Annotated in this window: 19 protein-coding genes; 1 reads left to right on the plus strand and 18 read right to left on the minus strand. The window is 47.7% G+C overall.

Features of this window, described 5'->3' with window-relative positions; genetic code table 11:
- Positions 1 to 223 precede the first annotated feature (223 nt).
- The 18 genes from E5983_RS02150 to E5983_RS02235 form a co-directional block, all read right to left on the minus strand.
- Positions 224 to 2,260 carry a cation:proton antiporter gene (locus tag E5983_RS02150; protein ID WP_160332283.1) on the minus strand — a complete coding sequence of 679 codons (2,037 nt, stop codon included), beginning with the start codon at positions 2,258 to 2,260 and terminating at the stop codon, positions 224 to 226.
- Positions 2,261 to 2,264: 4 nt separating this feature from the next.
- Positions 2,265 to 2,516 (minus strand): hypothetical protein, encoded by a 252-nt coding sequence (locus E5983_RS02155; RefSeq protein ID WP_160332284.1) that lies wholly within the window; start codon positions 2,514 to 2,516, stop codon positions 2,265 to 2,267.
- Positions 2,509 to 3,066, minus strand: coding sequence for a tRNA 5-(aminomethyl)-2-thiouridylate-methyltransferase MnmM (mnmM, locus tag E5983_RS02160; protein WP_160332285.1), 558 nt, complete (start codon positions 3,064 to 3,066; stop codon positions 2,509 to 2,511). The genes E5983_RS02155 and mnmM overlap by 8 nt, the downstream gene beginning before the upstream one ends.
- A gap of 78 nt (positions 3,067 to 3,144) precedes the next feature.
- A complete protein-coding gene (locus E5983_RS02165) occupies positions 3,145 to 3,798 on the minus strand; it encodes a phosphatase PAP2 family protein (protein ID WP_160332286.1) in 654 nt (217 codons plus the stop codon).
- Positions 3,788 to 4,351, minus strand: coding sequence for an ECF transporter S component (locus tag E5983_RS02170; protein ID WP_160332287.1), 564 nt, complete (start codon positions 4,349 to 4,351; stop codon positions 3,788 to 3,790). The genes E5983_RS02165 and E5983_RS02170 overlap by 11 nt, the downstream gene beginning before the upstream one ends.
- Positions 4,352 to 4,362: 11 nt before the next feature.
- On the minus strand, positions 4,363 to 4,872 hold the full coding sequence (gene trmL / locus E5983_RS02175; protein ID WP_160332312.1) for a tRNA (uridine(34)/cytosine(34)/5-carboxymethylaminomethyluridine(34)-2'-O)-methyltransferase TrmL: 510 nt from the start codon (positions 4,870 to 4,872) through the stop codon (positions 4,363 to 4,365).
- A 141-nt stretch (positions 4,873 to 5,013) separates the two neighbouring features.
- On the minus strand, positions 5,014 to 5,265 hold the full coding sequence (gene yidD, locus E5983_RS02180; protein ID WP_160332288.1) for a membrane protein insertion efficiency factor YidD: 252 nt from the start codon (positions 5,263 to 5,265) through the stop codon (positions 5,014 to 5,016).
- A complete protein-coding gene (locus E5983_RS02185) occupies positions 5,265 to 6,005 on the minus strand; it encodes a pseudouridine synthase (protein ID WP_160332289.1) in 741 nt (246 codons plus the stop codon). The genes yidD and E5983_RS02185 overlap by 1 nt, the downstream gene beginning before the upstream one ends.
- The gene (gene scpB / locus E5983_RS02190) at positions 5,995 to 6,558 is read right to left on the minus strand and encodes an SMC-Scp complex subunit ScpB (RefSeq protein WP_160332290.1); all 564 of its coding nucleotides are present in this window, start codon (positions 6,556 to 6,558) and stop codon (positions 5,995 to 5,997) included. The genes E5983_RS02185 and scpB overlap by 11 nt, the downstream gene beginning before the upstream one ends.
- Entirely contained in the window at positions 6,555 to 7,271 is a 717-nt protein-coding gene (locus E5983_RS02195) for a segregation/condensation protein A (protein WP_160332291.1), read from the minus strand. Before E5983_RS02195 ends, scpB begins: the two co-directional genes overlap by 4 nt.
- Positions 7,262 to 8,014, minus strand: coding sequence for a site-specific tyrosine recombinase XerD (gene xerD / locus E5983_RS02200; RefSeq protein WP_160332292.1), 753 nt, complete (start codon positions 8,012 to 8,014; stop codon positions 7,262 to 7,264). Before xerD ends, E5983_RS02195 begins: the two co-directional genes overlap by 10 nt.
- The gene (gene cbpB / locus E5983_RS02205; RefSeq protein WP_160332293.1) at positions 8,011 to 8,472 is read right to left on the minus strand and encodes a cyclic-di-AMP-binding protein CbpB; all 462 of its coding nucleotides are present in this window, start codon (positions 8,470 to 8,472) and stop codon (positions 8,011 to 8,013) included. The genes xerD and cbpB overlap by 4 nt, the downstream gene beginning before the upstream one ends.
- Positions 8,469 to 8,993, minus strand: a complete 525-nt coding sequence (locus tag E5983_RS02210; RefSeq protein WP_160332294.1) for a metallophosphoesterase — start codon at positions 8,991 to 8,993, stop codon at positions 8,469 to 8,471. The genes cbpB and E5983_RS02210 overlap by 4 nt, the downstream gene beginning before the upstream one ends.
- Entirely contained in the window at positions 8,975 to 9,931 is a 957-nt protein-coding gene (locus E5983_RS02215) for a nucleoside-triphosphate diphosphatase (RefSeq protein ID WP_160332295.1), read from the minus strand. Before E5983_RS02215 ends, E5983_RS02210 begins: the two co-directional genes overlap by 19 nt.
- Entirely contained in the window at positions 9,928 to 10,722 is a 795-nt protein-coding gene (gene racE, locus E5983_RS02220) for a glutamate racemase (protein WP_160332296.1), read from the minus strand. The genes E5983_RS02215 and racE overlap by 4 nt, the downstream gene beginning before the upstream one ends.
- Positions 10,723 to 10,828: 106 nt before the next feature.
- Positions 10,829 to 11,062 carry a YneF family protein gene (locus E5983_RS02225; RefSeq protein WP_160332297.1) on the minus strand — a complete coding sequence of 78 codons (234 nt, stop codon included), beginning with the start codon at positions 11,060 to 11,062 and terminating at the stop codon, positions 10,829 to 10,831.
- Positions 11,063 to 11,189: 127 nt separating this feature from the next.
- Positions 11,190 to 11,876 (minus strand): Bax inhibitor-1/YccA family protein, encoded by a 687-nt coding sequence (locus E5983_RS02230; protein ID WP_160332298.1) that lies wholly within the window; start codon positions 11,874 to 11,876, stop codon positions 11,190 to 11,192.
- 10 nt (positions 11,877 to 11,886) lie between these two features.
- Positions 11,887 to 12,624 (minus strand): TrmH family RNA methyltransferase, encoded by a 738-nt coding sequence (locus E5983_RS02235; RefSeq protein WP_160332299.1) that lies wholly within the window; start codon positions 12,622 to 12,624, stop codon positions 11,887 to 11,889.
- A gap of 31 nt (positions 12,625 to 12,655) precedes the next feature.
- Between E5983_RS02235 and E5983_RS02240 the strand changes: the two genes are divergently transcribed.
- Complete coding sequence (locus E5983_RS02240) at positions 12,656 to 12,934, plus strand: acylphosphatase (protein ID WP_160332300.1); 279 nt, start codon at positions 12,656 to 12,658, stop codon at positions 12,932 to 12,934.
- Positions 12,935 to 12,990 lie beyond the last annotated feature (56 nt).

The following is a 12,990-nucleotide window of genomic DNA, read 5'->3' on the forward strand; positions in this document are numbered from 1 at the left end:
CCCCCACCACAGGGAAAGCATCTCATAGAAATTCGAAAGAAGCCGGATTCGGATTGACGTTAAAACCATCTCAACACCCTTATTAAAAAGCTAAATAATAAAAGCCTAAAACTGTCAGTTTTCAGGGATTCCACACAACTTGACAAAGAGCCGTTTTATCGTCTCTGAAAAATTCTTCTCCTACCAAAAACTGGCGGAGGGCTAGGCTGATTTCACCTACCTTCTACTTCCGTCTCATCCTTACGAGACGGAGGCTAGGTGTCGCATCCTTGAGTGCAAAAGATTCCAGTTGGTTGACTTGGGAGCGAAGGATATTAGCCTCTTGGCTGCTAATATGGCCGTCATTTTCATAATCAAAAATCGCTTTTCGTTCTAGATAGTAGGCCTTGAGCATCTCTTTGGAACGGTAGGCCTGCTCTCTCAACAAGACACGATTGACAAAGCCTCCATCCCCAATAATCGCTGTTTCCCGGATCCGCCAATCTTGGACAAATTGAATCAGGGAATCTGTGTAGACTCCTTGTAAGTCTGCCAAAGCATCCACAATGACCTCTGTATTCTCCAAATAGAGCATGGCCAAATCGTCTTCATCATCCTGAGTCAAACGGAGATTTTGGTGGTGCATCCACTGGCGGCTGCTGGCCCCGAGGGTCAAAATTTCATGTAGGAGGAGGCGGAGTACCCGCCAAACAACCAGGAGTACATAGGTCAATTTGGACACTACCGACCGATTGATCCGTCGTTCCATGGCACGGAGATAACGCTGGTAGGCAAAGTAAGCCCGCTCGGAAATCTGGTCATCTTCATAGGCCTGTTCCAAACCATCATTTTCGACACTTAAAATCAAAAGCATCAAGTCCGTCCATTCCTCCTGAATGGTCTTGCCTTCTTGGGCAATGGTCAGGTTGACCAGGCGATCATTGTAGTTGTCCAACACCAAGTAGAGTGAGGTTTTGGACTGGGATTGATAGAGCTCGCTTTCCAACTGCTTCATCACATCCGTCAGAATGGCAATCTCCATCAAGTGATCAGCCTCTTCCCGATTGGGTTCTGCCAGATTGGGCAAGACCAAGAGCCCGGTCAAGAAGCTCAGAATTGTCACCCCGGCCACCAAAAAGAGCAATACAGGATACTCTTCCTTGAGCTCTTGCGGCAAGAGCAGGATAGTCGCAATGGAGACCGTCCCTTTTACCCCTGCAAAGGTCAAAATTAACAGATCCTGCTCCCCTTTTTCTTTTTTGAAAAAAACTTGAAGGGTATAAAAAATCCGTAACATGACATAGCGGATTCCAAAAAGAAGGGCGGTTAGAGCCAGGCAGAGACCAAGGAGTAAAACCGTGTCGTAGACTGGACTAGTGAGGATAGGATCAACCAGGAAGACCATCTCGATTCCAAAGAGGAGAAAGACCGAGCCATTGAGCATAAAGGTCAAGGCCTTCCAGACAATCTCTGTGGTTTCAAAAACCTCCGCTTCCAAGGGGTTAATCCGTCGGAAGCGGCTAGCCTTGAGAATCCCTGCAACCACAACGGCAATAATCCCAGATACATGGAATTCTTCAGCTAGGAAAAAAGTCAAGAGGGGTAAACCCAACTCCAGCAGCAGCTCACCTGCCACATCGACCGCCTGGAACCGCATCAGAATATTGTGAACCCACCGGTTCAAGAGGGCTGTCACAATCCCGACCAGGGCTCCTCCCAACATCTGCAACAGGAGGTTCCCACCAGCATGGGCCAGGGAGAAAGCACCCGACGACCAGGCTAAAATAGCCACCTGAAAAGTCACCAGTCCACTGGCATCATTGAGCAAACCCTCTCCCTGCAAAATGTTAGCCGACTTGCTGCTAAAGCGAAAACGCTGGGCTAGGGAAGAAAAGGCAATCAAGTCCGTTGGCCCCAAGGCTGCCCCCACAGCAATACAGGCTGCAAAGGGTAACAGAGGCATTTGCTGGGCTAATAAACTGCCCAGAACAAAGGTCGTTGCAAAAATTCCTGGAAAAATCAAATAAAGAATGATTTTCCAATGCTGAAGGATGCTAGAAACATCCGCCTCCTCGGCTTCTCGAAAGACCAGAGGTCCGATGATCAGGGCTAGAAACAGCTCGGTATCAAATTCAAATTGCCGATCAATCAAAAAATAACCAAGCATAATCCCAAATAGGATCTGCAAAAAGGGGATGGGTAAACGTGGAAAAACCTTATTGATCGCATTGGATAGAATGAGTAAGGTCAAAAAGACCAAAAGAATCACTAAGGGGCCCATCTACTTACCCCTCTCCCCGACAAATTTTCTGGTAGCGACTCTTCTCTTGATCAATCAAAGCCTTGGTTTTCTGCTCATCCTGGTGTTGAATTTGCTTAGAACAACGAGCCATCTCCAAATTTAACAAACGTTGCTGCTTACGACGAATTTTCCGAAAACGGCTGCTATCCGCCTCGGCTGGAGCTTCCTCCAAACGGGTCACAGTCCGCCGTTCCCGCAAGCGTTGCAAGCGTTCTTCAAATCTAGCTTTATCCATGATTCTCTTCTTTCTTTTCAATCATAATTAAAAATGGGGGTGTATTGCGTTGGTTCAAGGGCTTGTATTCCATAACCGTATAATGCTCCTGAGGCAGGGTTTGGACAAAGTCTAACAGCGCATCCTTTTCCTCAGGACCACCGGCATGACCCCAATAGACCATAATTGCGATCCGTCCTCCCGGAACCAGAGCACGGCAAGCACTGGACACAGCCACGAGGGTTGTCTCAGGCAAGGTCACTAAACTCTTATCTGCTGCCGGTAAATAACCCAAATTAAAAATGGCAGCACGAATGCTGGTCACATACTGTTCCAACTGCTCATGGCCGACCAGATGCAAACTCACATTGGCCAAACCTGCTGCTGCTAAACGGGCCTGGGTCTTCTTCAAAGCCACCTGCTGAATATCAAAGGCATGGACATGGCCACTATGCTGAGCTAAAAACAGTGTATCATGGCCATTTCCCATGGTTGCATCGACCGCAATCGCATCTGGACCCAACACCTGAGCCAAAAATTCATGGGCCAGTTCCAAAGGTTTTTGAACCATTTTTACCTTCCCTTTCTCGTTTTAAAGATGTTCCCATTATACCATTTTTATCCAAAAAGAAAGCAAGCTAACTCAAGGCTATCTTGCTTGTTTGCCTGTAAAGCGCCAACGAAAACGGAGGCCCTGATAGGCGGGATATTCAATCAATAGGAGGCCCAGACTAAGGAGCAGGCTGCCAAGCACATCACTGGGATAGTGGACGCCCAGATAGACCCGCGACAGCGGCAAGAGCAAAATCAGAATGACCAAAACTACTTGAAGCAGGCGTCTGAGGCCGGTCGAGCTGATTCCCTGGGTAACCAGAATCAGCAAGGATCCAAGGACCAAACCAGCTGCCAGAGCATGGCCACTTGGAAAGGAGAACCCATGCTCAACCACTAGATGCTCCAGACTGGGGCGGGGCCGTTGGTAAATGTTTTTGAGCAGGACTACCAGTAGACCTGTCAGGATCAAATTCCCAGCCAGAAAAAGAGCTTCACTGTAGTAGCGTTTCCAGACCAAAAAAAGCGTCATCACTGTGACCCAGGTGATAATCACCGGCATATTGCCAATCTTGGTCAGGGTGGCAAAGAAGCTCGTTAGGCCTGCTGGCAGATCGCCCCGCACAGCCGTCTGTACCATTCCATCAAAAGCCTCCAGATGCTGGGGATAAAACCGAACGGTATAGCCTAAAATAACAAAGAGCAAGAGGCAGAAACTGCCCTTGCTCCAATAGAGTTGCTTATTCTGCATAAGCTTTCACCAGAGGTTTCATCAAGGCCCAAACCAGACCAAAACTGATCGTGTAGACAACACCGGAAATCAAGTTAAAAGGAAGGATCATAGCTTGAAGATAGGTTCCAATCCCAATAATCTTTCCAATGTCAAAGCCGGCAAACTGGGCATAGAGGGGAATCGCATAGAAATAGTTCATGGCCACCATAGCTAGTGTCAAGGCTAGTGTCGCTAGACCACCGGCTAGGAAATACTGAACATAAGAATCCTTCTTCCGCCAAACCAAGGCCAAAACAAGAATAAAGACAAATACAGCCAGCATGTTCATCGGCAAACCAATCATCGTTGACACTCCCTGGTTATTCAAAACTAACTTCAAAAGGGAACGAAGCAAGAGCACCAGGCTAGCTTGTTTCAAGCCAAACAGTTCTAAAGCTACCAAAATTGGCAAAATGCTGAGGTCTAACTGCAAGAAATCAGCTCCTGGAATAATCGGCATTGCGAAAAACATGAGAATAAATGAGAGGGCAGAAAGAACCGCCACAATGGTCAACTGTCTAACTCGAGTCATATCAGTACTCCTTACTTTATCTTATCCTGTACATAATGATGTACTTCTTCCAAGCCGACAAACTGCTGTTGGCGAAGAGCTTCATAAACCACCATACAAACCGTATTCGAAAGGTTTAAACTCCGAACATGGTCGTCATTCATGGGGATCCGAATGGCTTGACTCCGTTGATCCTGCAGAAAGGCTTCCGGAAGGCCTGTATCCTCACGCCCAAAGATGAAATAGACGTCTTCAGCTAGCTGATAATCCATCTGGGCATAAGTCTGTTCTGCAAATTTGGTAACGGGGTAGAGTTTCTTTCCTCCATGTTGGGCCAAGAAGTCCTCTAGGGAATCATAATGGTGAATATCCAATTGATCCCAGTAATCCAAACCAGCCCGTTTCATTTTTTTATCATCCAAAGGAAAACCCAAAGGATGAATCAAATGAAGGGGACTATTGGTTGCCGCACAGGTCCTAGCAATATTACCCGTGTTTTGGGGTATCTGGGGTTGGTATAATACAATGTTATTCACAGAAATTCCCTTTCCAGCTAAAAAAATAGCCACATCACCCGGAGTCAAGCTCGGCGGACAATGTGGTGCCAAACTTGATTAACTTAGGTCACAACAGGTTTGAGCTAAATCAATCAAATTACTTTTTTAGTATATACTAGGAGCTCCCTATCTGTCAAGCTTCTTGATTTCTTTTTTCAAAAAATGAAAGGAAGCTGGAACTGGAGCCTCCCCGCCTTCCGACCAGGGATGACAGGAAAGAATCCGTTTGGTTCCCAGACACAAGCCCCATAAACCATAAGCTTCAATCGCCTGGATCATATAGGTGGAGCAAGTTGGACTATAGATGCAGGAAGGAGGAAAGAGGGGCGAGATAAAACGTTGGTAGAAGCGAACACAGAGGATTAGCAAATGGCTCATCATCTTTTCCGAGCAGACTTCTTGGCCGTCACCGCTAAATTATGCAATTGACTCACTTCTTTTTTATTGAGGCGCCGGAATTCTCCTGGAGCCAAGCCGGCTGCATCCAAGTGGCCGAAGTGGGTCCGTGACAGTTTATCAACCTCTAAGCCAACCGCTTCAAACATTTTCTTGACCTGGTGGTTGCGGCCCTCGTGAATGGTCAGTTCAACCACTGAACGATTTTTAGCTGGATCAACTTTCAAGATATTGTAAACAGCTGGTTTGGTTTTTTTGCCGTCAATCACAACTCCGCGAGTCAAGGGACGCAGATTCTCCTTGGTTGCCAGTCCTTTCACACGCGCCAGATAGACCTTGTCTAGTTCATTGCGGGGGTGGATCATCTCATCGGTAAAGTCCCCATCATTGGTCAATAACAGAACCCCACTAGTATCCCAGTCCAGCCGCCCAACCGGATAAATCCGTTCCTTAACGCTGCCAAAGAAATCGAGGACGGTCCGCCGGCCCTTGTCATCGCTAACACTCGAAATCACACCTCGGGGTTTGTTTAAGAGGTAGTAAACTTTTTCCTCCTGATAAATTGGCTGCCCTTCGACTTCTACACGGTCGCCCTTTTTGACAGTAGTGGCTAATTCCTTAACCACCTGGCCATTGATGGTTACCCGGCCCAGCTTAATCAACTCTTCCGCTTTTCGCCGACTAGCAATACCCGCATGGGCAATATATTTATTAATTCTCATTTTCTTCCTCAATCCTAAATAAAGACAGTTCTTCCTGGTCTTCTTCCTCAACTTGAACCTGGGGTAAATCCTCCAAATGGTTCATCCCCATATAATCCAAAAAATAGTCCGTCGTGCCATAAAGATTCGGACGGCCAAGGGTTTCCTTTTTGCCGACTTCTTTGATTAAACCAAATCCTTGCAACTTAGCTAGAGCTCCGCTGGAGTTAACCCCGCGAATGGCATCAATTTCAATCCGGGTAATGGGTTGGCGGTAAGCAATAATCGAAAGAACCTCCAAACTGGCCCGGGACAGCGACTGTTGCATAGGGGTTTGGGCATAGGCTTCCAGTAGGGAAGCGTAGGCAGGTTTGGTCACCAAACGCAAGTTACCCTTGGTCTCAATCACGGTCAAGCTAGAATCCGGATTCTGATTATAGGCTTGCCCCAGAGTCTGAAGTAGGCTTTCCAGCTGGGTCGGAGCTACATTCAACATGGAACTCAAATGAAGACGATCCAGACCATCCTCCCCTGCTGTAAATAAAAGGGCCTCTAAGGCTGCTAATTGACTCATGACACCTGTCCTTCTATCCATATTTCATCAAAGGTTTCTGGCTGATGGAGACGGATTTCCTGGATTTTCACCAACTCCAAGCAGGCCAAAAATTGTGTAATCATTTGCGAGAGCGATTCCGCCTGGGAAAGGAGCTGGCTAAAAGCCAATTTCCCCTTAGCCCGTACCAAACCTTGGCGAATCTGCTCCATCGAATCCTCAATCCGGAAATCATCCCGCTCCACCGTCGTCTGCTGACCCTGTCGCTTCTTTTTCTCCTGCCGTAACAGGTGGGAGAAGGTCAAGAAGAGATCCGTAGCAGTCACATCGCGATTCAAAACAACCACTTCTGAAGCCAGGGGCAGGGCCGGATGGCTATAGTAACGTGAGCGCTCCTCGTGCTGCTGGGCCAATTCCTGACTAGCTGCTTTAAAATAGCGATAGTCTTCCAATTGTTGTAGGAGATTTTGTTCAAAATCCTCGATGGGCTCATCGTCTTCCTGCTGCTGAATCTGAGGTAAGAGCTTGCGACTCTTCAGTAAAATCAACTGACTGGCCATGACCATATACTCAGACGCCACCTCTAAGCGGAGGGCTTGGAGGGTGGAGAGATAGGCTAGGTATTGTTCAATGACTTCCAAGAGAGGAACATCATAAATATCCATTTGGTAGCGGGAGACCAGGTGCAAAAGCAAGTCCAGTGGCCCCTCAAAATCTTTGATTTTTATTTCCATTTGCGGTACTTCTCAATACTGTGCAGGGAGCGGAGCCCAAGATTGTCTGCAATTGTCAACAGGCCCACCCCAGCCTGCAATTCTTTAAAAATATATTGCTCCCGTAAGCTTTGGGGAGAGTGCGGGACCAGTCCCTGCTCCTCCAAATAGGCCTTGATTTGCAGAAAGACCCATTGACGGGTATAGGGTTTACCTTGGTGTTCAAAGATGTAGGAAGTTTGGCTTGTTTGAGCTAGGGCCTGGCTCAGACGCGAACTTAACTCCAGAACGCGGCGCCTCCCACTTTGGCCAACCTGTAGCAGCCCCAGGGCCGGCTGTAAGTCCGTCCGTTCTAGCTGGATAATCTCTGTTGCCTGTAGGCCAGTCTCCAAGATCAAGGCGACCAGAATTTGCCCTTGGGGATACTGGGTGGCTGTCTCAAACAAATCCTTAGCCAGCAAAGTCCGGTCAGGAGTACTAGACTCCTCTTTCCTTTCCAAAGGAGGTAAGGTGAGGCGATGGTACTGGTCGCTATGACCCTCCTCATAAAGAAAGAGGAGGAATTGATTAATGGCCGATAATTTCCGGCGCTGGGCGGTTACACTAAGCTGGGCCAGGGAATCACGATAGAGTTTCAGACCTAACTCGTCTACTACTGCTCCCTGCAGACTTTTGGCCAGTTGCTGGATATCGGAACTGTAGGCTGCTCGGGTATTGGCTGACAAGCGTTTGGAGTCTAAAAAGGCTTCAATCCAGTCTTTCATTTGGGACTCATTTCATAATACTGACCAAACTCGTGGAGCAGGGCATTGGTGGCCTTCAAAATGGATTTCCGGGCGATAATTCCTTCCAAGACACCTTGGTCATCCAAAACGGGTAGGAAGGATTCATCAACCAGTTTATGGAAAACCTCGGTTAAGCTGTAACCAGGACCCAGGGTTAATCCATCACGTTTCACCATATGAGAAATGTCCATACTTTCCAGCTCCTCAGCAGACAGATTGTGTTTCATTTGGTAGCTGAGAATGTCCGTCAGAGAAATCGTCCCAACATAGTGACCGTGGTCGGTGACCACGGGAATCCGAGTGTAGCTAATCTGGCTCAACAACAGAATCACATGGTCGACATTGTGACTATCAATGACCACCGCCAGATTTTTGGCCGGCGTGAGGAAGGTCGATTCTTGAGCCTTCAAATAATCCTCTAGTGGTTCTGCAATCATTGGATGGTAAACTCCTTGCTTAGGCCTGGGAAAAGCTGATGGTCACGCGTGTAGTAATCAATCCGAACCTGTGCACCTTGGATTGAGAGGACGGCATAGAGCCGCTCCAAGATTTGGCCTCGGGGCTGGCTGACAGAACCTGGATTCACATAGAGAATCCCCGCTTCCTGATAAGCAGCTGGGACATGGAGGTGGCCATACAAGCAGATGCTAGCTTCTTCCTCCTGGGCCCAATAGGCCAATTTATCCATGGTGAAATTGATGTTCTGTAAGTGACCATGGGTTTGGATGATCTTATAGCCATCCAGCTCCACCCGCTGCTGATCGGGATAACCGGCTAAAAAGTCCATATTGCCAGCAACAACCTGAATGCCATCCCAGACCGGATCATTCACTTCAAGCTCCGAATCGCCATTGTGGAAAATCAGATCTGCCTTGTCTTGCCACTGCTCTTTAATGGCTTGAACAATCTCGCGATCTCCATGAGAATCGCTCATGACAACTATTGTCCGTCTCTCCATGATGGAAATACCTCCACTAATTTTTCAACTGCTTGAGCCCGATGAGACTGCTGGTTTTTCTCCTCCATGCTCAATTGGGCAGAGGTTTTGCCAGTCTCCCCAATGAGGAACAGAGGATCATAACCAAATCCATTTTCTCCTTTAGGCTCAAATGCAATGTAACCCGGCCAATCGGCCTCAACAACTAGGGACTCCCGCCCCGGTGCCGCAACAACCAGGGTCGTGTGAAATTGGGCAGAACGCTTGTCAGCCTCCAAGACCATAGCCAGCTCATGCAACAACTTGGCATTGTTGTCCGCATCCGTCGCATCTGGACCTGCAAAGCGAGCACTCCAGACTCCTGGCAGTCCGCCTAAGACGTCAACCTTCAAGCCGGAATCATCGGCTAACACCATGGTTCCAGTAATAGCTGCAATTCCTTCGGCCTTCAGGCGGGCATTGGCTTCAAAGGTTGTCCCCGTCTCGGCAATTTCAGGTAGGTCGGGGTAGTCATTGAGATTTTCCACTCGAAAACCAAGGGGCTCAAAAATCTTCTTAAATTCTGCCGTTTTCCCTTCATTGCGTGTCGCAATCAAGAGCGGCTCTAAGTCCGCTTCACCCAAGACCTTGGCCAGCTCTTCACCGTTTTCAGGCAAGGCGACATGCAACAAACGCCCGTCCTCAACCACCAAGAGGGCTGCTCCCCGCCGCTCCAAGGTCAACTGCCGGTCTTCGCTACGATTTATCAAGTCCACCATAAAGCGAGCTAGCTTTTGGGCTGAGGACCATTGGAAAACTTGAACTTTAAAGCCGTTTTTTTGGGACAAATTTTGAAAAGGAGCTAGGAAATGATACACCTGATCTTCCTGATCAAAAGCGAAACTTAAGTGAGGTCCGTCAGAAACTTGTGCCACGTACCAGTCTTGTCCATCTCGAAATTCTACTAATTCTTGTTTCATAAATCTATATGCTCCACTCGTACTGCTTCTTCCAGCCAGGTCTGAGCTAGCTGGGTAAAGGGTTCAACATCACCGGTTGTATAAAAGGTGTGTTGCTGCTCACCGAGATCACGACCGCGGTTAATCTCAAAATAATTCAGGAGAACGGAAATATCCCGGACACATTCCGCCCCACTATCAATCAAGGTCACCTCAGGCCCTAGGGCATTTTGAATGACCGGGCGCAACAAAGGGTAGTGGGTACAACCTAGGATCAAGGTTGAGACCTTGCCCTGAAAGTCCTTCAATTGGTCATAAACCACCTTTTTAGCCAAACTGGACTGCAGTTCATTGGCTTCTACCAAGGGCACAAAAGGAGGACAGGGTTGGCTCATCACCTGGGCTTTGGGATCCAAGGACTGGATCTTCTGCCGGTAAATGTCTGAAGCCACGGTCATCTCCGTAGCAATAACCCCAATCGTCCCCTTCAGATTAGCCTTTAGGGCTGCAGAGGCTCCTGGAAGAATCACCCCTAACACGGGGATGTCCAAGGCATCCTTGATTTCTTCCCAGGCCACAGCTGTAGCCGTATTGCAGGCAATGACAATCATTTTGACATTTTTCTCTTGTAAAAAGCGGACCAATTCCCAAGTATATTGCCGAATTTCTTCGGCGGCGCGTGGTCCATAAGGCGCACGCGCCGAGTCCCCAATATAAATGACTTCCTCATGGGGGAGTTGCCGTCGCAATTCTTTAACGACCGTCAAACCTCCAACCCCTGAGTCTAAGAAACCAATTGGACGATTATCCATACCATCCTCCCTTTATCTCAGCTGATAGATCTCAAGGTAAGACTAGAGAGCCTAGGTTACCTGAGGAAAACGACAAGGCTGAGACTCTTGTCTCAGCCTCACCTCTTTATTTCTTGGCTTGTTTCTTTTGTTGATTGACAATTTGTTGGTAAACTTGGTTGACACGAGCCTCACTTGGCTTTTGACCCATTTGGCCCATCATAACCCGAAGGGCATCCTTATTCAAACGAGGGTATTGAGCCATTTCTTGTTCAACTTGGCGACGGGTCAAGTAAATCCCGAGTACCACACCACCAATAAAGAAAACGACGATTAAAATAATTGCTAGCCACAAAGCCATAGTTCAAATCCTTCCTCTTACTCTAACTAGTTTGAGTATTACATACATTCGCTCTTATTATACCAAAGCTCTGACGCTTTTTCAAAAAGAAAAAAGACCTCCAAGCAAAAACTTGTAAGCTTCTTTCCTAATCGCGGTTAGCCGCAAAAATGCGAAGAATACTCAAGAAGAGATTAATAAAGTTCAAATAAAGACTCAAGGCCATAGAGATCGCCCAACCGTTGGACACTTGCCCACCTGATTGCTGGTAGGCTTGACGAATGCGTTGATTGTCGTAGGCTGTCAAACCAGCAAAAATCACGACCATGACCAAACTCATCACATAGGACAAGCCGGCACTTCGTAGGAAAATGTTAATCAAACTTGCAATCAACACACCCAGTAGCACCATTCGGAAGGCCTGGGCCATACCGGATAGATCTCGCTTGCTGACAAGACCAATCACAGCCATCGCAAAGAAGGTCAGGGTCGCTGTCACAAAGGCTGCAAAGACATTGGTTTGGCTGTAGGCTGCCAAAATAAAGCTTAGTGTAAAGCCGTTAAGAGCTGAGTAGAACAGGAACAGAGGCATGGCCATTGGATTATTTTTCCAGGCAGTGCTTGAAACGGAGTAGACCAAGGCAATTTCAATAAAGGAAGCGGCATAGTAAACCCAGGAATGGTTGGCCATGATGTTGAGCATGGTTGCTTGGAAAACGTAAAGCAAAAGTCCTGAAACTAGGGCTGAGATTGCTAGACCCAGACCCATATAACCATAGACCTTGGCAAAGAAACGATTTAAACCGGTATCGGCTTGACTGGTAATTGGTTGCATAAATTCTCCTTTAGCTATTTTTCAAATGAAACAAGAGGATCCCCGAGGCAATAGCCACATTGAGGCTTTCTGCCTGACCGGCCATCGGAATATGAACGGTCTGATCTGCCAGTGAATGGGCTTGTTCCGAGGCACCCTGGCCCTCATTCCCCATTAAGAGAATCACCGCATCCAAGGGACCTAGATCCAAGTAACTCTGAGACCGGTTTTGCAGACTGGTCACCAGCAGCGGCGCATGAGCTTCCTGGGCTAGCTGGTCCAAGGGATATTCATAAATGGGTAGGTGCCAGTGGCTCCCCTGCATGGAACGTAGGGTCTTAGGGCTATAGATATCAGCTGTTCCAGGGCTCACTAGAACCCCCGTAAAGCCCGCTGCATCAGCTGTCCGAATCATGGTACCAACATTACCTGGATCCTGCACTTCTTCAAGATAGAGCCACTTGCCCTGGGTCAGATCTGGGACCTCTTGGACCTCTCGTTGCACCTCGGCCACAATCCCTTGAGGCGTTTTCGAATCGGCGACTTCCGCCAGAACGGCAGGACTCACTACTTGATAGTTGACATCCGCGGGGAGACGATGCCGTTCTTCTTCCAAAATCAAAATCGGGCCAAAGCTAGCTCCAGCTTGATAGGCCTCCTCAAAAAGGTGCCAACCTTCAATCAAATAGGAATCCTTGCGGTATTTTTTCTTGGTCAGCTTTTTGATCTTTTTAATCAAAGGATTAGTTTTAGAGGTTATAATAGTCATAAGAGATATTATAGCACAAAAGGAGAAAGTCATGAAAAAAGTACGTATGATTGTTCAGGGACGAGTCCAAGGAGTCGGTTTTCGCTGGTCCGTCTGGGAATTAGCCAATTCTTTGGGAGGGATTACCGGTCGTGTCTGGAACCGCGAGGATGGGCTGGTTGAAATTCTAGCCCAGGCCGAAGATGCGGCAAAGATGGCTCTTTTTATCCAAGAGGTGAGAAAGGGACCTAGTCCTTTTTCTAAAGTGACCTATGTCGATGTGACCCTGGCAAATTTCCCTTCTTACGAAGATTTTGCCATCCAAAACTAAGCTCCGTCTACAGTCCTATTGTAATCCAGGCTCAAAAGCAGTAGAATAGAAAGGTA

The sequence above is a fragment of the Streptococcus danieliae genome, assembly GCF_009767945.1.
Classification (GTDB): Bacteria; Bacillota; Bacilli; order Lactobacillales; family Streptococcaceae; genus Streptococcus; species Streptococcus danieliae.